General features: G+C 61.2%; 17 protein-coding genes. 10 read left to right on the top strand and 7 right to left on the bottom strand.

The genetic code is table 11. The features are described from left to right. Nucleotides 1-172: 172 nt before the first annotated feature. Nucleotides 173-649 carry an Lrp/AsnC family transcriptional regulator gene (locus FHR23_RS07065; RefSeq protein ID WP_221227421.1) on the bottom strand — a complete coding sequence of 159 codons (477 nt, stop codon included), beginning with the start codon at nucleotides 647-649 and terminating at the stop codon, nucleotides 173-175. Nucleotides 650-783: 134 nt separating this feature from the next. Between FHR23_RS07065 and ald the strand changes: the two genes are divergently transcribed. After that, the gene (ald, locus tag FHR23_RS07060; protein WP_184002347.1) at nucleotides 784-1,896 is read left to right on the top strand and encodes an alanine dehydrogenase; all 1,113 of its coding nucleotides are present in this window, start codon (nucleotides 784-786) and stop codon (nucleotides 1,894-1,896) included. Nucleotides 1,897-1,958: 62 nt separating this feature from the next. Here ald and FHR23_RS07055 read toward each other — a convergent pair whose 3' ends face one another. The 3 genes from FHR23_RS07055 to FHR23_RS07045 all read right to left on the bottom strand — a co-directional run bounded on the left by FHR23_RS07055 (nucleotide 1,959) and on the right by FHR23_RS07045 (nucleotide 4,420). Next, nucleotides 1,959-2,438, bottom strand: a complete 480-nt coding sequence (locus FHR23_RS07055; RefSeq protein WP_184002346.1) for a glutathione peroxidase — start codon at nucleotides 2,436-2,438, stop codon at nucleotides 1,959-1,961. Between the two features lie 67 nt (nucleotides 2,439-2,505). Continuing rightward, the gene (locus FHR23_RS07050; RefSeq protein ID WP_184002344.1) at nucleotides 2,506-3,177 is read right to left on the bottom strand and encodes an ABC transporter ATP-binding protein; all 672 of its coding nucleotides are present in this window, start codon (nucleotides 3,175-3,177) and stop codon (nucleotides 2,506-2,508) included. After that, nucleotides 3,170-4,420 (bottom strand): lipoprotein-releasing ABC transporter permease subunit, encoded by a 1,251-nt coding sequence (locus tag FHR23_RS07045; protein ID WP_184002342.1) that lies wholly within the window; start codon nucleotides 4,418-4,420, stop codon nucleotides 3,170-3,172. The genes FHR23_RS07050 and FHR23_RS07045 overlap by 8 nt, the downstream gene beginning before the upstream one ends. 575 nt (nucleotides 4,421-4,995) lie before the next feature. Here FHR23_RS07045 and FHR23_RS07040 point away from each other — a divergent pair. Next, nucleotides 4,996-5,466: an Hsp20 family protein gene (locus FHR23_RS07040; RefSeq protein WP_184002340.1), complete on the top strand. Its 471-nt coding sequence runs from the start codon at nucleotides 4,996-4,998 to the stop codon at nucleotides 5,464-5,466. Nucleotides 5,467-5,558: 92 nt separating this feature from the next. Here FHR23_RS07040 and FHR23_RS07035 read toward each other — a convergent pair whose 3' ends face one another. Continuing rightward, nucleotides 5,559-6,743 (bottom strand): FAD-binding domain, encoded by a 1,185-nt coding sequence (locus tag FHR23_RS07035; protein WP_184002337.1) that lies wholly within the window; start codon nucleotides 6,741-6,743, stop codon nucleotides 5,559-5,561. A gap of 107 nt (nucleotides 6,744-6,850) precedes the next feature. Between FHR23_RS07035 and FHR23_RS07030 the strand changes: the two genes are divergently transcribed. After that, complete coding sequence (locus FHR23_RS07030; protein ID WP_184002335.1) at nucleotides 6,851-7,453, top strand: TetR family transcriptional regulator; 603 nt, start codon at nucleotides 6,851-6,853, stop codon at nucleotides 7,451-7,453. Here the strand turns inward: FHR23_RS07030 and pyrG are convergent. Continuing rightward, nucleotides 7,450-9,084: a CTP synthase gene (gene pyrG / locus FHR23_RS07025; RefSeq protein ID WP_184002333.1), complete on the bottom strand. Its 1,635-nt coding sequence runs from the start codon at nucleotides 9,082-9,084 to the stop codon at nucleotides 7,450-7,452. The two genes, FHR23_RS07030 and pyrG, sit on opposite strands and share 4 nt — an antisense overlap. Nucleotides 9,085-9,168: 84 nt before the next feature. Next, the gene (gene secG / locus FHR23_RS07020) at nucleotides 9,169-9,552 is read right to left on the bottom strand and encodes a preprotein translocase subunit SecG (RefSeq protein WP_184003199.1); all 384 of its coding nucleotides are present in this window, start codon (nucleotides 9,550-9,552) and stop codon (nucleotides 9,169-9,171) included. 1 nt (nucleotide 9,553) lies between these two features. On the opposite strand from secG, the gene FHR23_RS07015 reads away from it, so the two are divergent. From FHR23_RS07015 to edd, 7 genes are all read left to right on the top strand, one after another. Further along, nucleotides 9,554-9,700, top strand: a complete 147-nt coding sequence (locus tag FHR23_RS07015; protein WP_184002332.1) for a hypothetical protein — start codon at nucleotides 9,554-9,556, stop codon at nucleotides 9,698-9,700. Nucleotides 9,701-9,802: 102 nt separating this feature from the next. After that, entirely contained in the window at nucleotides 9,803-10,162 is a 360-nt protein-coding gene (locus FHR23_RS07010; protein WP_184003197.1) for a MarR family transcriptional regulator, read from the top strand. Continuing rightward, nucleotides 10,059-10,973 (top strand): NlpC/P60 family protein, encoded by a 915-nt coding sequence (locus FHR23_RS16760; protein WP_184002330.1) that lies wholly within the window; start codon nucleotides 10,059-10,061, stop codon nucleotides 10,971-10,973. Before FHR23_RS07010 ends, FHR23_RS16760 begins: the two co-directional genes overlap by 104 nt. Next, nucleotides 10,970-11,905 (top strand): N-acetyl-gamma-glutamyl-phosphate reductase, encoded by a 936-nt coding sequence (gene argC / locus FHR23_RS07000; protein WP_184002328.1) that lies wholly within the window; start codon nucleotides 10,970-10,972, stop codon nucleotides 11,903-11,905. The genes FHR23_RS16760 and argC overlap by 4 nt, the downstream gene beginning before the upstream one ends. A gap of 122 nt (nucleotides 11,906-12,027) precedes the next feature. Then, the gene (zwf, locus tag FHR23_RS06995; RefSeq protein ID WP_184002326.1) at nucleotides 12,028-13,485 is read left to right on the top strand and encodes a glucose-6-phosphate dehydrogenase; all 1,458 of its coding nucleotides are present in this window, start codon (nucleotides 12,028-12,030) and stop codon (nucleotides 13,483-13,485) included. Between the two features lie 76 nt (nucleotides 13,486-13,561). Next, a complete protein-coding gene (pgl, locus tag FHR23_RS06990; RefSeq protein ID WP_184002324.1) occupies nucleotides 13,562-14,269 on the top strand; it encodes a 6-phosphogluconolactonase in 708 nt (235 codons plus the stop codon). A gap of 1 nt (nucleotide 14,270) precedes the next feature. Beyond that, entirely contained in the window at nucleotides 14,271-16,091 is a 1,821-nt protein-coding gene (gene edd, locus FHR23_RS06985; protein ID WP_184002322.1) for a phosphogluconate dehydratase, read from the top strand. Nucleotides 16,092-16,094: the final 3 nt, after the last annotated feature.

The following is a 16,094-nucleotide window of genomic DNA, read 5'->3' as shown; positions in this document are numbered from 1 at the left end:
GTTTCTTCAGAAGATGTCACAGGCAGAACAGTGCCCGATATGCTTTTGGACGGGTCATCAGACCGATATGCTCGTCATCATTTTTCCGACCGGCGGCGCGGTAGCACGGGCCGTCGCCCTCCGCAATGGCGTGCCTTAAACCCCGATGAACGAGCGTGCCCATATACGGCCCTTATCCCACATCCCCGATCAGTGCATCCACTTCCTTGCGAGTGGGCACTTCGCGGAGCACGAAGCTGGAGGAGATGGTCACGACATTCGGCAGACGGCCCAGATGTTCGCGGTGCAGACGTTCATAATCGTCCAGATCGCGACACAGCAATTTCAGCCGGTAATCCTGCGCCCCGGACACCAGTGCGCATTCAATCACGCCGTCGATTTCGGCAATCGCGCGCTCAAAGGCCGCCAGATCCTCCTCCACCTGCGTATTGAGCGAAATATCGACGAGCGCCACGAGTCGAAACCCCAGCGCCCGCCGCCCCAGCCGGGCAGCATAGCCGGTGATTCGGCCCGACGACTCAAGTGCCTGAATGCGCCGCGTGCACGCGGATTGCGACAAGCCGGCCAGGGCAGCGATATCGCTGACACTGGCGCGACCATTCAGGGCAAGCGCTCGCAATATTTTCCGGTCTATCTTGTCTATATGCATGATTATTCTGCCATATATCAAAATAACAGGCAAAGCATGCGCATTTTCACTGCGCCGGAGCAAAGTTTGCACAGATTCGTTGGCCCTCCGAATGATATAGCAGCGTGACAACATTCAAAGGACGAGGGTGAATCATGCGCATCGGTGTTCCCAAGGAAATCAAGAATCACGAATATCGCGTCGGCCTGACCCCGCCATCGGTTTCGGAACTGGTGCGCGCGGGCCATGAAGTGATTGTCGAAACCCATGCAGGCGACGGCATCGATTTCGAAGATCAGGATTATATCGACGCGGGCGCCCGCATTGCTCCTGATGCCAAAAGCGTGTTTGCCGACGCCGAGATGATCGTGAAGGTGAAGGAACCGCAGCCTTCCGAAATTGCGATGCTGGAACCCCGGCACCTGCTGTTCACCTATCTCCACCTTGCCGCCGACCGCGCGCAGACCGAAGGTTTGCTGAAGTCCGGCGCGACCTGTATCGCCTATGAAACCGTAACGTCGGATTCCCGCAACCTGCCGCTGCTCAAACCGATGAGCGAGGTTGCCGGCCGCATGTCGGTTCAGGTCGGTGCGCACTATCTGGAAAAGGAACAGGGCGGTCGCGGCGTCCTGCTGGGCGGCGTACCCGGCGTGGCGCCTGCGCGCGTCGCGATCCTGGGCGGCGGCGTTGCAGGCATCAACGCCGCGCAGATGGCAACCGGCCTGCGCGCCGATGTCACCATTTACGACATCAACAACGATCGGCTGGCCGAACTGGATCTGCATTTCGGTAGCCAGATCAAGACAGCCTATGCCTCCAAACCCGCCATCGAAGCGGCGCTGTCGCGCGCGCATCTCGTCATCGGCGCGGTACTGATTCCCGGCGCAGCAGCGCCCAAGCTCGTCACCCGAGACATGCTGAAACTGATGAAGCGCGGCAGCGTGCTGGTCGATATCGCCATCGATCAGGGCGGTTGTTTCGAGACGTCACGTGCCACCACGCATGACGATCCGGTCTATGAAATCGACGGCGTGACGCATTATTGCGTGGCGAACATGCCGGGCGCCGTCGCCCGCACCTCCGCCTTCGCGCTCAACAACGCCACCCTGCCCTTCGTATTGAAGCTCGCCAACAAGGGCGCGGAAAAGGCGATGCGCGACGACCGCCATCTCGCCAACGGCCTGAACGTATCGGAAGGCAAGATTCGCCATTCCGCCGTTGCCGAAGCGTTCGATATGGCGTTCGAGCCCTGGAATCCCGGCAACTGAGCCGGTGAGCCGTTACCGGCGCGGGCCTTCTTCCCCCTCCCTCGCCCGCGTCGGTAACGGATTTACAAAAGCGCTTCGATATCGGCAGCGACCGCTTCCGGCTTCGTGTTCGGTGCGTATCGATTGACCACCCGCCCCTCGCGATCGACCAGGAATTTGGTGAAATTCCATTTGATCGCCTTCGACCCCAGCAACCCCGGCGCCGCTTTCTTCAAAGCGGTATAAAGCGGCGCGGCATGCGTGCCGTTGACGTCGATCTTCGCGAACAGCGGAAAGGTCACGTCATAGTTTAGCGAGCAGAAATTCGAGATTTCCTCCGCATTTCCCGGCTCCTGTTTTCCAAATTGATTACAGGGAAACCCCAGCACCGCGAAGCCGCGATCCCGATAGTCCCGGTACAACGCCTCCAGCCCTTCATATTGCGGAGTGAACCCGCATTTCGATGCGGTGTTGACGATCAGCAGCACCTGTCCCCGCCATGCCGACAGGTCGGTAGCGCCGCCGTCCGCAGCGGTTACGGGAATATCGAACAGACCAGCCATGCCTCGCTCCTATCGTCCAGCGACAGGAGCATAAGGCGAAAACAGCCCCATTCCCAAGCCGGGTTTATTACAGCACGCCCTCATGCAGGCGCACCACCCGGTCCATCTGGCGCGCCAGCCGCTCGTTATGGGTGGCGACCAGTGCGGCGGACCCCTCATGACGGACCAGGCGCAGAAACTCATTCAGCACGACATCCGCGGTCTTTTCATCGAGATTGCCGGTGGGCTCGTCCGCCAGAACGATCGCCGGACGATTGGCCAGCGCACGCGCCACCGCCACGCGCTGCTGCTCGCCGCCCGACAACTGGCTGGGCCGGTGTTCCAGCCGCTCGCCAAGCCCCAGCGCCGTCAACAGGCTGGTCGCGCGATCCACCGATTCGGGCCGGGTCTTGCCCTGAATAAGCTGGGGCAGCACGACATTCTCGATCGCGTTAAAATCGGGCAGCAGATGGTGGAACTGATAGACGAAGCCCAGCGCATCGCGTCGCAATTCGGTGCGTCCCGAATTGCTCAGCCGTGCGGCCTCTTTGCCCTCGATGCGGATCGAGCCTTCGAAGCCGCCTTCAAGCAGCCCTACCGCCTGAAGCAGCGTCGATTTACCCGAACCCGACGGGCCGAGCAGTCCGACAATCTCCCCCGGCGCAACCGACAGGTTGACGCCGCGCAGCACATCGATCCTCGCACGCCCCTGAACAAAGGTGCGGCACAGATCGCTGGTGGCAAGAACGGGCTCACTCATAGCGCAGCACCTGTACGGGGTCGGTGCTCGCAGCCTTAAGCGCCGGATAAAGCGTGGCAAGGATCGAGAACACCATCGCCATCACCACGATGCCGAGCACCTCCACCGGATCGGTCCTGGCAGGCAGCGTCGTCAGATAGCGCATCGAGGGATCCCATATCTGCTGCCCGCTGACGAAGCCGATGAAGTTCACCACCCCCTGCCGGAAATAGATGAAGACAAACCCCAGCACGAGTCCCGCGCCGATGCCCAGCGCGCCGATGGTCGTGCCGACGGTCATGAAAATCTTGACCAGACTCTTTCTGGGCGCGCCCATGGTTCGCAGGATCGCAATGTCCCGCGTCTTCGCGCGCACCAGCATGATGAGCGACGACAGGATGTTGAACACCGCAACCAGAATGATGATCGACAGAACGGTAAAGGTGACGAGGCGGTCGACCTTCAGCGCCTCGAACAATTGCCGGTTCATCATCTTCCAGGTCGTCACCTGCGCGACATCGGCATATTTCTGCGCAAGGGGCGCGAGAATCTGCTCCACCTTGTCGGGGTTGGTGGTGTTGACCTCCACCATGCCGACCGAATTGCCCATCAGCAGCAGCGTCTGGGCATCCTGCATCGGCATCAGCACGAACGCCTTGTCGTAATCATAGACGCCGACCTCGAATATCGCGCCCACCCGGTAGGAAACAATTCTGGGCACCGTCCCGAACGGCGTCGCATGCCCCTCGACACTGATCAGCGATACCTGACTACCCACCGTCGCACCCAGCGCCTCCGCCAGCCGGGACCCGATGGCGATCGTCTTGTTGCCGGGCTTCAGGGAGGCAAGGCTGCCCTGCTTGATATTGTCGCGAATAGTGGCGTTTTTTTCGATGTCCTCCATTCGCATGCCGCGCAACAGCACCGCCTCCGTACGCCCCTGAAATGCCGCAAAAAGGGGCTTTTCGATGAGCGGGATGGCGGTCGTCACGCCCCTGGTCTTGCGCGCGTCCTGCACAATCTCCTGCCAGTCGCGCAACTGGCCGTTATAACCCTGCACCACGGCATGTCCGTTCAGCCCGACAATCTTGTCGAACAGGTCGACGCGAAAGCCGTTCATCACGCTCATCACCACCACCAGCGCGGCAACGCCCAGCATGACCGCGACCAGACTGATCGAGGCGACGAGGAAGATGAATGCCTCCCCCCTGCCGGGCAGCAGATAGCGGCGGGCGATCATCCGCTCATAGCGTGTCAGGAACATGGGCGTGAAATTTTCCCGGACCGAGGAATGGGTTGCCGTCCTGTATAGGGCAGTGCGTCAGCTTGCAATCTGTGCTGTTGCCAAATGAACACAGGCTTAAGCGAATATGGTGCGGACACCGTGAATCCCCATGACAAAGCCATGCGACATGCGTAGCAAAAGAATCACGAAACGATGGCAAAGGCCGTGGTTCGGGGAGGCTTATCGCCCCGCCTGTAGATAAACAAACACAGGCGTTTTGAGGCGGAGCCACCAAGGGGGCTGACGAGCATTCGTCACGCGGACGCCCGGGTTGAAAAATCAGCCCGGGCGTTTCGCATTTCAAGAATCACCCGCCAGCCCCGATAGGGAGCATTATGACGATCCGGATAGACCGGCTTTATGTCCGGTTTATTTCAAACGCCGGCCCGAAGTCAGACTCAGCCCTTACCTGGCCTTGAAAAACAAACCGTGCATTCCAAAATCTGTGACGTGAGCGGTGCCGCAGGAACGCGGGTCGCTTACGATCCCGGCATCGCGCACTTCTGCGGATGATCGGACAAAGACGTCACTATTGCTCAATGGAGGATTTTGAAATGCGTCAAGTTGACCTGACCCCCTTCCGTCGTTCGGCCATCGGCTTTGACCGGCTGTTCGACATGCTGGAAACCAGCGCACGCCAGAATGCGGGCGACAATTATCCGCCCTTCAATCTGGAACGTGTTGCCGAAGACCGCTACCGCATCACGCTTGCCGTGGCCGGATTCAAAACCGGTGAGATCGATATCACCGCCCAGCAGAACCTTTTGGTGATCTCCGGCAGGAAAACCGAAAGCGAGAAGGACGAAAACCATTCCTTCCTGCATGTCGGCATCGCCAACCGCAGCTTCGAACGCCGTTTCGAACTTGCCGACTTCATCCGCGTGGAAGATGCAACGCTTGCCGATGGTCTGCTGACCGTCGAACTGGTTCGTGAAATTCCCGAGGCGATGAAGCCCAAAAAGATTGCGGTGAAGACCAGCGAACCGTCCGACGCGATCGAACATCGCGCAGCGAACGCGGCCTGATATCGCACTGAATTGGACGCGGCGGCTTGCTCCCTTTCGCGTCGCGCCAGGGGCGCCCGGACACCGGTTCGGGCGCCTTTCGCGTGGCATCCCTACCGGGCCGGAAAATCAGGCAGCGTGAAATCGTCCTGCACACTGTTCCCCAGCAACAATTTTGCAGCTCCCGGCAAAGCCAGCATGCGTGCGGCCAGATTGCGCGTCCATAAGGCCAGCCGGGTTTTGGGAGCAAAGCTGCCCGCAAACTGTCGCGCCGATCGCTGCTTGGTACGCAGAAACGGCTGAAGCTGGCGATCATACTGACTGAAAGCGCTTCGATAGTCATCGCCATGCGCCAAAGCGGCGGCGAGCACATAGGCTTTGGTCATGCCCAGCCCCGTCCCTTCACCGGCCAGCAAGGACGCACAGGCGGCGGCGTCCCCGATCAGCGCCACCCGGCCCTTTGTCCATGTCGGCATTTCGATTTGACTCACCCGGTCGAAATACAAATCTCCGGCACGGTCCATGGCCGACAATATCGCTGCCGTTTCCCAACCCGCACCTTCAAACACCTGACGAATCGCCTGTTTCCGTGCTGTGTCCGTTTGGGGAAAAGGCTGCTGCAAGCATTCGCGCGCCATCACGAACAGCAACAATGTAGTGCCGTCCCGTAGAGCAAAGCGCGAGATACTGCGTCCCGGCCATGCTCGCATGACATACACATCCTCATCGCGGGGCGTATAATCCGGCGCATTGAACGCAGCGACGACATACCCCAGATCGCGTTCAAAATCGGACTGAGGGCCGAATGCGAGCGACCGAACCTTCGAATGCAGTCCGTCCGCACCCACCAGCAAATCGACGTCGCGCGTTTCTCCGCTCTCCAGCGTCAGGTGGATGCCGTCTGCATGTTCTTCCATAGCGGCGATACTGTCGCCGAATCGCGTTTCGGTGTTGGCCCGTATGGTGTCGAAGATCGTGCCGGCCAGATCGCCGCGCGGCAGGCTGGTGAACCTGCCCTGCGTCATGTCGGCGAGGACGTCGACCGGAAACCCGCTCACCCGCCTGCCATCATCGCCGACGAAGCGCACCTCCTGCACCTGATAGCCATGGGCAAGGACAGCATCGATCACGCCCATCTTTTCGGCAATCTGGTATCCCAGTCCCCAAAAATCGATGACATAACCGCCGGTCCGCAATTCGGACGCTTTCTCGATCAGGAATGGCTCGTGCCCGCCCTTGCGAAGCCAGTATGCGAGCGTTGGTCCTGCCACCCCGGCGCCACTGATCGCAATCCGCATCGATGATCTCCTGCATAAATGGGCTGCGCCAATCGGATATGGCGCTCGACTCGACTTTCATGCTATTATGACTGACCAGTCAGTCATAATAAAGGATGGTTATTGGCGTGAGCCCGAAAATGGTCGATCGAGCAGAGCGTCAGCGCAGTATCCTGTCGGCGTCAGCGAACGTGTTTGCCGCACGCGGCTATCGCAATGCCACGATGGATGAGATTGCGGCTGCGGCCGGGATTGCCAAGGGAACGCTGTACCTGAGCTATGACAGCAAGGAGGCGCTGTTCTTCGCCTTGTTTGAGAGTTTTGCCGATACGGCGACTCTGGAACCGGATGCTCTGTCCGGCCATACTGACGCACTTGAACAGATTGTGGAGGTCCTCTGCGCCATCGGGGCGAAGCTGGACGCCGATGCGCTGATCGTGCCGCTGACGCTGGAATTCTGGTCGGCTTCCGGTGTCGAGGCCACCGGTGAGCGGTTTGGCGAACGCTATCGTGCGATGCTGGATATGTTCAGTACACAGATCGTCGGTATTCTGCGATCAGGGCAGCAAGCCGGGACCGTCACGCAGAACCAGCCGCTGGAAGCGATCACCTCCAGCCTGCTGGCCATTATCGACGGGCTGATCGTCCAGCGCTGGGTAAATCCGAGCCTGTCGATTGAGGCGCAGCTCCGTGACGCACTGCCGCCTCTGCTGGCGGGGCTGAGGCCCTAAACCAGCCGGCTCTGGCGCACTGCTGCGGCGATGAAGCTCGCGAACAGCGGGTGCGGGTCGAACGGTTTCGACTTCAGTTCGGGATGGAACTGTACGCCGACGAACCAGGGATGGTCAGGCCGCTCGACGATTTCAGGAAGCGTGCCGTCCGGGGACATACCCGAAAAGACCAGGCCGCCCTTTTCCAGCGCATCGCGATAGCCGGTATTGACCTCATAGCGATGGCGATGCCGTTCCGAAATCTCGGTCGTGCCGTAGATGGAGGAAACCACACTGTTGCCATCCAGCGTTGCCGGATAGGCGCCCAGCCGCATCGTGCCGCCCAGATCGCCGCCCTCTTCGCGCTTCTCCAGCCCCTGTTCGCTCATCCATTCGGTGATGATGCCGACCACCGGTTCGTCGGTGGGGCCGAACTCGGTCGAAGAGGCCTTGGCGATGCCCGCCGTATCGCGGGCACCCTCGATACAGGCCATCTGCATTCCGAAACAGATGCCGAAATAGGGCACGTTGCGCTCACGTGCGAAGCGGACGCTGGCGATCTTGCCCTCCGCCCCGCGCGATCCGAACGCGCCGGGCACCAGAATCGCATGGCACGGCTCCAGCGCGGCCGCGACTTCGCCTTCGTCCTTTTCGAACAGTTCCGCGTCGATCCAGCGGATATTGACCTTCACCCTGTTGGCGATACCACCATGGACCAGCGCTTCGTTCAGCGATTTATAGGCATCGGGCAGGCCGACATATTTGCCGACGACACCGATTGTCACTTCCCCTTCGGGATGAGTCTGGCGATCGACGATCTCCGTCCAGCGCGACAGATCGGGGGAGCCTTCCGGCTCGATGCCAAAGGCGCTCAGCACCTCCGTATCGATTCCCTCCGCATGATATTGCAGCGGCACCGCATAGATGCTCGATGCGTCGAGTGCGGGAATCACCGCGGACTTGGGCACGTTGCAGAACAGCGCGATCTTGGCGCGTTCGCTTTCCGGCAGCGGCCGTTCGCAGCGGCATACCAGCACGTCCGGCTGCACACCCAGCGCGGCGAGTTCGCGTACCGAATGCTGGGTCGGCTTGGTCTTCAGCTCTCCAGCCGCGGAAATAAACGGCACCAGCGTCACATGAATGCTGATCGACTGCCCCCGCCCCAGCTCATTGCGAAGCTGACGAATCGCCTCGATAAACGGCAGCGATTCGATATCGCCGACCGTGCCGCCGATTTCGCACAGCACGAAATCCAGATCCTCCGTATCGGCGGTCGCGAATTCCTTGATGGCGTCGGTCACGTGCGGAATCACCTGCACGGTCGCGCCCAGATAGTCGCCGCGACGTTCGCGTTGAATGATCTGGCTGTAGATCCTGCCCGAGGTCACATTGTCCGACTGACGCGCGGAGACGCCGGTGAAGCGTTCATAATGGCCGAGATCGAGGTCGGTTTCCGCCCCGTCATCGGTCACATAGACCTCACCATGCTGATAGGGGGACATGGTGCCGGGGTCGACGTTCAGATAGGGGTCGAACTTGCGGATGCGCACGCGATAGCCGCGCGCCTGCAACAACGCGGCAAGGCTTGCCGCCATAAGACCTTTACCGAGCGAGGAGACCACGCCGCCGGTGATGAATATATACCGCGCCATGGGAGTATATGCCTAGCTTCAAGAGGGAGGGTTCGGCAAGCGCCCGAATCCGCCTGCCGTCAAAAAAATGCGTCAAGCGGTGATTTACTGCGCCAGCGGAACCGAACTGTTGGAGTCGGTGGCCGCCGCATTAGCGGGGGTTGCCGCAGCCGCGTTATCGGTAGGCGCGCCCGTCTGCTGCGGGGCCGGTGCACTGGTCACGGCACCCGACTGACCGGCAAGCGATGTATCGATCGTCGTTGATTCGCGCGTCGCCGCCAGCACCGCGAGCAAAATGCTCATCGCCACGAACAGGGTAGCCAGCACTGCTGTCGACCGCGTCAGAAAATCGGCCGCACCGCGTGCCGACATCAGGCCGCTGGGGCTGCCCCCGGACGTCAGGCCACCGCCTTCGGACTTCTGCATCAGGATCACGGTCACGAGCAGCGCCGCGATAATTGCCTGGACGACGAGAAGAAAGGTGAACAGCATGAACGATCAAAACCAATTTGCAGCGGAAAGCGGCGACATAGGCGAGCCTGCCTTCCCAATCAACCGCCCAAATCCCATTGCGCCCGAAAAGTCCCGGCAAACAATCCGCGCCCTTTCTGAAACCTCCGCCGTTCGCACGCGTTGAGCCTTTATAAGACGGTCTTTGCGTTGCTGTAACGATGGCCGAATAATGATGGTATGAGTAGGTAATGTGACTGCAATTGCAGAAAAACCGCTGTTCAACTGGATGGCTACGCTGGTCGATTATGTTCGCTCCGGCGAACCCGATCTGACAAATCGCCAGATGGCGCTTCTGATGCTCGTCTACCTTGAACCCGGCCCCCATACGGTGCGCGGACTCGCGCGCGCCTTGAACGTTTCCAAGCCCGTGGTAACTCGTGCCTTGAATAGACTTGGTGCGCTCGGCTATCTCCGCCGCCAGCGTGACGATACCGATAAGCGTAACATCTTTATTGCACGCACCACGGAAGGGGCAGAGTTTCTTGCAGAGTTCGGGCATTTCGTCGCCGGCGACGTCCAGCAATCCAGTATCCGACGGTCCAACGCCGGACCGTTTCGCACTGACCGGGCGCTCGACGCCCATTGACGCGCGGCGCGATGCCGCCCGCCGCGACCTCGCCGATGTCCGTCTGGCAAGCCGGGTTTTCGCCCCGCATTACGCCGCAGCCGTGTATCGCACCCTTTCCCGTTCCGCGCCGTTGCGGGATGGAACGGGAGCAGAGGCCCCCATTCTGTCCGAAGTGCTTTGCGGTGAAGGATTTGAACTGCTGGAACTGGTCGGTGACCAGGCATGGGGCATTGCACAGGTAGATCGCAGCGTCGGCTATATTCCCGCCGACGCTTTGCAGGACCCAATTGCCGCGACGCATATCGTCATACAGCCAAACGCACATGTGAATGCCGCCGATGGCTCCGTCATCCATACTCTGCCGATGGGTGCGCGCGTTGCCGCCGAAATCAACGGCGCCCAGGCAATGTTGCAGGATGGCGGCGTCATGGAGTCGAAGGCGCTGACCTCGCTGACCGGGAAACGCAGCGGCGACTATGTTGCCGTCGCCGAATCGCTGGTCGGCATCTCCGGAAAGACGGGCGGACGTTCCGGCGAAGGCGTGAATTGCACCGGTCTCGTTTTCCTCGCGCTCGAAATAGCTGGAATTTCGGCACCGCGCTTTTGCGACGTACAAGCGGCGGAACTGGGCATTCCGCTTGAGGAGGGTACTGCCCTGCAACGCGGTGACCTGATTTTCTTCGCCAATCACGTCGTCATGCTGACCGACTCTGATCACGTCATACACGCCGTTGCGGATAGCTTGCCGGTCACGATCGAATCGATCGATGCGGTGATCGGTTCAGGGCGGTTCGGCCCGGTTGTCGCGCAGCGGAGGATCGGCGCGTGAAGCAGAGCGTTTTCATCGATGGCGGTGTCGGTACCACCGGGCTGGAAATCGTCGAGCGGCTGACGCGCCATGGCGGCTTCGAAATCGTGCGGCTGGATGAGGCGCGGCGCAAGGACGCCGATGCCCGCAAAGAGGCACTGAACGACGCCGATTTCGTCATTCTCTGCCTGCCGGACGATGCCGCGCGTGAGGCGGTGACGATGATCGACAACGATAAAACACGGGTAATCGATGCCTCCACCGCGCACCGGGTTGCCGAAGGATGGGTCTATGGCCTGCCCGAACTGGAACCGGATCAGGCGGATCGGATCGCCGGCGCATCGCGGGTCGCAAATCCGGGCTGCTACCCGACCGGCTTTCTGGCACTGGTGCGCCCGCTGATCCGCTTGGGCCTGATCCCCGCCGACTGGCCGCTCAGCGTTAATGCGACGTCGGGCTATTCGGGCGGCGGTCGGTCGATGATCGCGGAATTCGAAGGCGAAGGCGGGCCACCATCCGCTTTTCGCAATTACGGCCTGTCGCTGGCGCACAAGCATGTGCCGGAAATGCAAAAACATGCGCGGCTGGAACATCCGCCGATCTTTCAGCCTGCCGTCGCCGACACGTATCGCGGCATGCTGGTGGAGGTGCCCCTTGCGCTCCACGCCCTGCCCCGCAAGCCGTCGCTCGCTGCCTGCGAAAAGGCACTGACCGACGCCTATGCCGGTTCGGCGCTTGTCCACGTAGAACCGTCCGAAGGCGTGAGCGCCATCATGATCGAGGCCGATGCCGGTACCGATCGTATGACATTACGTGTGTTCGGGAATGAGGAACGTGGTCAGGCACGCCTGATCGCCACGCTCGACAATCTGGGCAAGGGCGCGGCGGGGGCGGCAGTGCAAAATCTCAACCTGATGGCGGGACTCGATCCGGCTACCGGCCTGACGCTATAATATATGTTCGATACAGTCGTCCGCGACGGCTGAAATCGAATGCATCGCCCTGCCCCGTTGCCATTTGGGGCAAGCTTGCCTAGGGCCGGAGCGATCCGCAAACCGAAAGGAAAAACGCGCATATGGGCCAACCCGCGAGCAAGCTGCTGCTGTTCGGTGCGACCGGCGATCTGGCCCGGCGCATGTTGCTTCCCTCGCTCTATGGCCTGCATGCCGATGGCCTGCTTCTCGACACGCTGACGATTACCGGTACGGCGCGATCGGAACTGGACGACGAAGCCTATCGCAATTTCGCGAAGGAAGCGCTCGACACGTTTTTGCCGGAAGACCGCAAGGACGCGGCCGCTATTTCCGCCTTTCTGAAACGACTGCAGTACCAGCCGCTTGATGCATCGACGCTGGAAGGGTTTGACGATCTGGCGACCAAGCTGGGGGATATTTCCGGCGGACTTGCCATTTTCCTGTCGACCGCTCCATCGCTGTTCGGCCCCACGATCAAGGGGCTGGAATCGGCGGGGCTTGCCGGTCCCGAAGTGCGCATCAGCCTGGAAAAGCCGCTGGGCCACGATCTGGAATCGAGCTGCGAGATCAACGATATCGTCGCGGAAGCCTTTCCGGAGGAGCGCACTTTCCGCATCGACCATTATCTCGGCAAGGAAACCGTTCAGAACATTCTCGCGCTGCGCTTCGGCAATACGATGTTCGAGCCGGTCTGGAATGCGGGCGGCATCGATCATGTCCAGATCACCATTTCCGAAACCGTCGGGCTGGAAGGCCGTGCGGGCTATTATGACGATTCCGGCGCGCTGCGCGACATGGTCCAGAACCATGTGCTGCAACTGCTTGCACTGATCGCGATGGAACCGCCCGCCCGCTTCGACGGCACGTCGATCCGCGACGAAAAGGTGAAGGTGCTGCGTTCGCTGCGTCCGATCACCCCGCAGGAAGCACCGCATTTCACCGTCACCGGCCAATATCGTTCAGGCGCGGTGTCGGGGGAGCTGGTCAACGGCTATGATGACGAGTTGGGCCGCGATTCCGACACTGAAACCTTTGTCGCGCTGAAGGCGCATGTCGATAACTGGCGCTGGCAGGGCGTGCCCTTTTACCTGCGCACCGGCAAGCGTCTGCCCGTCCGGCATTCCGAAATCGTCATTCAGTTCAAGCCGGTGCCGCATTCGATTTTCGCTGAGCGTGGCGGCATGCTGCAACCCAATACGCTGGTTATACGCCTTCAGCCGGAGGAATATGTCCGCCTGCTGGTGATGGCGAAGGAGCCCGGCCTCGACCGCGAAGGTATCCGCCTGCGTGAAGTGCCGCTCGACCTGTCGCTCGACACCGCCTTTGCGGGTACCCGGCGGCGCATTGCTTATGAGCGCCTGTTGCTCGACCTGATCGAAGGCGATCCGACGCTGTTCGTCCGCCGCGATGAGGTGGAGGCGCAATGGCGCTGGATCGACGGCATCCGCGAAGGCTGGCGCGCCAATGCGACAAAGCCCAAAACCTATCCTTCGGGAAGCTGGGGACCGTCTTCGGCAATCGCGCTGACCGAACGCGACGGCGTCACCTGGCAGGAATAAACCGCCCGCAGCGGCGGATCATGGCAGGGGCTGAACCGTTGCCCCTGCATCACCATATATAGGACAAGGAGCCGGCATGACCGACGAAATCGAATGGTGGGACTATGACGATACGTCCGAAATGGCAGAGGCCGTTGCGGGCGATATCCGCTTCATCATCGAAAGCGCTCTGGATGCCCGTGGCGGTGCCGTCATCGCGCTGCCGGGCGGCAAGACACCCATCCCCATTTACGAGCGGCTTGCGGAAGCCAAGATCAACTGGAAGCATGTGACGATCATCCCCGGCGACGACCGGATCGTGCCGATGGGCGACGACCTGTCGAACGTCACCATGCTGGGAAAGACCTTCATCCCGCTGGGCGCGCGCGTCATCCCGATCATCAGCGAGGCAGCGGAGGATTACAAGGCCGCGGGCCGTGCCGCCGATGCACGGTTGCAGGATTTTCACTGGCCGCTCGACCTGTGCCTGCTGGGTGTCGGCGGTGACGGACACACCGCCTCGATCTTCCCCGGCCCCGATTTCGACGAAGCAATCAACGGCCCGAAGGAACGCCGCGCGCTGGGCGTCATGCCCGATCCGCTGCCGCCCGAAGCTCCGGTCGCCCGCGTTACCCTGTCGCTTGCCGCAATCACCGCTTCCGCCGCGCTGATGATCGCCGTCACCGGCCAGAAGAAACGCGATGTGATCGAGGAAGCGATCGCGCAGGGGGCAGGATCGCCCTACCCCATCGGTCGCGTCCTCGCCGCCGCCGAACTTCCCGTCGATATTCACTGGAGTGCCTGACATGCCCGTCCACGCCGAAATCGCCGCCGTCACCGACCGCGTGATCGAAGCGTCGAAGAAAAGCCGCAAGGCCTATCTCGACCTGATCCGCCGGGAACGTGAATCGGGCGTGGACCGGCCGCGTCTCGGTTGCGCCAATCTCGCCCATGGTTTTGCGGGCACCGACGAACAGCGCGATTCGATGAAGGACGGTCGCCGCATGAATGTCGGTATCGTTACTGCCTATAACGACATGCTGTCGGCCCATGCGACCTATTACCGCTACCCGGAAAAGATGAAGCTCTGGGCGCTGGAAGCGGGCATTACCGCTCAGGTGGCGGGCGGTGTTCCCGCGATGTGCGACGGCGTGACACAGGGCTTTCCGGGCATGGAATTGTCGCTGTTCAGCCGCGATACCATCGCCATGTCGACGGCGGTGGCACTGAGCCACGGTATGTTCGAAGGGGCCGCCCTGCTCGGCATTTGCGACAAGATCGTTCCCGGCCTGCTGATCGGCGCGCTCCGGTTCGGGCACCTGCCGATGGTGATGATTCCCGGCGGCCCCATGCGTTCGGGCCTGCCCAACAAGGAAAAGGCGCAGGTTCGCGAACGCTATGCCGAGGGCAAGGCGACGCGCGAGGAACTGCTCGAAGCCGAAATCGCCGCCTATCATTCGAAAGGCACCTGCACTTTTTACGGCACCGCCAATTCCAATCAGATGATGATGGAGGCCATGGGCCTGCATATGCCGGGTGCGGCCTTCGCCAATCCGGGCACCAAGCTGCGTCAGGAACTGACGCGTTCGGCGATGCACCGGCTTGCCGAAATCGGCTGGGACGGCAATGACTATCGCCCCGTCGGCCATTGCGTCGATGAAAAGGCGATCATCAATGCGGCCATCGTGCTGCTCGCTACCGGCGGATCGACCAACCACCTGATCCATCTGCCCGCCATTGCGCGTTCGGCAGGCATCGTCCTCGACTGGGAGGATTTCGACCGGCTGTCGAAGGTCGTACCGCTGCTTACCCGCGTTTATCCCAACGGGTCGGCCGACGTGAACATGTTCGAAGATGCCGGTGGCCCCTCCTTCGTCATCCGCGAGCTGATCAACGGCAGGCTGATCCATTCCGATATCCTGACGGTCGCGGACAAGGGTTTCCCCGCCTATGCGACCAAGCCGACGATCAAGGACGATATGCTGGTCTGGAATGCGCATCCGAAGGAAAGCGGCGATGACAAGATCGTACGCACCGTCGACCGCCCCTTCTCGGCCGAAGGCGGTTTCCGCATCCTGATCGGAAATCTGGGCCGCGCCTGCATCAAGACAAGCGCGGTCGAGGAAGATCGCTGGGTGATCGAGGCACCGGCACGCGTTTTTTCCGATCAGGCATCGGTGCAGGCAGCGTTCAAGGCGGGAGAGCTCGACCGCGATGTCGTGGTCGTCGTCCGCTTTCAGGGACCGAAAGCCAATGGCATGCCCGAACTCCACAAGCTGACGCCACCGCTCAGTGTGCTGCAAAACCGGGGCTTTCGCGTCGCGCTGGTCACCGACGGCCGGATGTCGGGTGCCAGCGGCAAGGTGCCGTGCGCCATTCATCTCAGCCCCGAAGCACTGGGCGGCGGTCCGATCGCGAAGATCCGCGACGGCGATATCATCCGCCTCGACGCCGAAGCCGGGACGCTGGATGCCAAAGTCGATCCAGCCGAATGGGCGCAGCGCGAACTGGCAAAAGCACCGCCGCCTGCAACCGGCACAGGCCGTGAACTGTTTGCCCTGATGCGTGGTGCCGCCGATGAAGCCGAAAAGGGCGCTTCGGCAATATTGGCGTCGGCAGAACTGTAAGGA

This window comes from Stakelama sediminis (assembly GCF_014199335.1).
Taxonomy (GTDB): Bacteria; Pseudomonadota; Alphaproteobacteria; order Sphingomonadales; family Sphingomonadaceae; genus Sphingomonas; species Sphingomonas sediminis.
Note: the sequence above shows the minus strand (reverse complement) of the source record. Positions and strands in the feature narration are given on the sequence as shown.

Excerpts from the sequence above, each read along its gene's own strand:
- FHR23_RS07015 (WP_184002332.1), top strand. The coding sequence starts at position 9,554 with ATGAACGATCAAAACCAATTTGCAGCGGAAAGCGGCGACATAGGCGAG.
- pgl (WP_184002324.1), top strand. The coding sequence starts at position 13,562 with ATGACCGACGAAATCGAATGGTGGGACTATGACGATACGTCCGAAATG.
- ald (WP_184002347.1), top strand. The coding sequence starts at position 784 with ATGCGCATCGGTGTTCCCAAGGAAATCAAGAATCACGAATATCGCGTC.
- FHR23_RS07035 (WP_184002337.1), bottom strand. The coding sequence starts at position 6,743 with ATGCGGATTGCGATCAGTGGCGCCGGGGTGGCAGGACCAACGCTCGCA.
- FHR23_RS07045 (WP_184002342.1), bottom strand. The coding sequence starts at position 4,420 with ATGTTCCTGACACGCTATGAGCGGATGATCGCCCGCCGCTATCTGCTG.
- edd (WP_184002322.1), top strand. The coding sequence starts at position 14,271 with ATGCCCGTCCACGCCGAAATCGCCGCCGTCACCGACCGCGTGATCGAA.
- FHR23_RS07065 (WP_221227421.1), bottom strand. The coding sequence starts at position 649 with ATGCATATAGACAAGATAGACCGGAAAATATTGCGAGCGCTTGCCCTG.
- zwf (WP_184002326.1), top strand. The coding sequence starts at position 12,028 with ATGGGCCAACCCGCGAGCAAGCTGCTGCTGTTCGGTGCGACCGGCGAT.
- FHR23_RS07040 (WP_184002340.1), top strand. The coding sequence starts at position 4,996 with ATGCGTCAAGTTGACCTGACCCCCTTCCGTCGTTCGGCCATCGGCTTT.
- FHR23_RS07055 (WP_184002346.1), bottom strand. The coding sequence starts at position 2,438 with ATGGCTGGTCTGTTCGATATTCCCGTAACCGCTGCGGACGGCGGCGCT.
- pyrG (WP_184002333.1), bottom strand. The coding sequence starts at position 9,084 with ATGGCGCGGTATATATTCATCACCGGCGGCGTGGTCTCCTCGCTCGGT.
- FHR23_RS07050 (WP_184002344.1), bottom strand. The coding sequence starts at position 3,177 with ATGAGTGAGCCCGTTCTTGCCACCAGCGATCTGTGCCGCACCTTTGTT.
- FHR23_RS07010 (WP_184003197.1), top strand. The coding sequence starts at position 9,803 with ATGGCTACGCTGGTCGATTATGTTCGCTCCGGCGAACCCGATCTGACA.